The sequence below is a fragment of the Curtobacterium sp. MMLR14_010 genome (genome assembly GCF_001865015.1).
Classification (GTDB): Bacteria; Actinomycetota; Actinomycetes; order Actinomycetales; family Microbacteriaceae; genus Curtobacterium.
Genome location: NZ_MJGV01000034.1, coordinates 1 through 1,086, shown reverse-complemented (window position 1 = coordinate 1,086; position 1,086 = coordinate 1). Strand labels below are relative to the sequence as shown.

Here is a 1,086-nt window from a genome sequence, read left to right as displayed (position 1 = left end):
AGGGCGAGCGCCCCGGCCCCGGCGACGCAGAACAGCGGCGTGCCGTCACTGCGGTCGGACAGGGTCATGACGTCGGGGTGCGTCGGGACCGCCGTCGCGCCGAGACGAGCACGGGCAGCGAAGGTCTGGACGGTCGGGTACTCGAGCAGGTCCGACGACGGCAGGTCGACCCCGAGGCGGTCGTGCACCTTCGCGAGCATCTCCTCCGCCGACAGGGAGTCCCCGCCGAGCTCGGCGAAGTCGTTGTCGAGTCCGACGGACGGCAGCTGGAGCGGACCGACCGAGGGCAGCCCGAGCACCTCGGACCAGATCTGCGCGACGGCGAGCTCCCACTGGTCGTACGTGTCGGCGTCCGGCACCGAGGCGCTGTCCTCCCCGAGCGTCATCGCGAGCGAGGGCGCCTCGGGCAGGGCGGCGCGGTCGACCTTGCCGCGCTCGTTGCGGGGCAGCGTCGACATCGGCACGATCGCGGTCGGCACCATGTAGTCGGGCAGCATCCCGCGCAGGGCCTTCCGGATGGCGGCGGGCGACGCGGATCGTCGGCCCTGCCGCGTCACGACGTAGGCGACCAGCCGCGTCGGCGACGGCGGCGCCTTGACGGCGACGACCGCGGCCTCGTGCACCGTGTCGACCGTGCGCAGGGCGGACTCGACCTCGCTCGGCTCGACCAGGTACCCGCGCACCTTGACGGCGTCGTCGGCTCGCCCGAGGAGCGTGATCCTGCCGTCCTCGTCGAACCGGCCCAGGTCGCCGACGGACCAGGAGGGTGTCCCGTCCACGACGCCCGCGCGCGTGGCCGTGACGTCAGGAGCGCCCCAGTACCCCGTCGTCACGGCGTCGGAGACGCAGACGATCTCGCCGGTCTCGCCGACCTCGGCGGTGGTGCCGTCGGGCCGGCGGAGGACGACGCGCTTGCCGGCGACGATGTGTCCGGAGGGGATGCTCCGTTCCGGGACGGGGTCACCCGCCGCGATCTCGTTCACGGCGTACACGTTGGTCTCGCTCGAGCCGGTCCAGTTGAAGAACGACGTCGTCGGCCCGAGCAGCGGCCGCAGGGCCAGCAGGTCGGGACCGGTGACGGCCTCG

1 protein-coding gene is annotated in these 1,086 nt (G+C 73.4%); it reads right to left on the bottom strand.

From position 1 onward, the window contains the following. The coding region (locus tag BIU98_RS19350; protein WP_175481316.1) for a non-ribosomal peptide synthetase at positions 1–1,086 on the bottom strand (1,086 nt) is incomplete at both ends.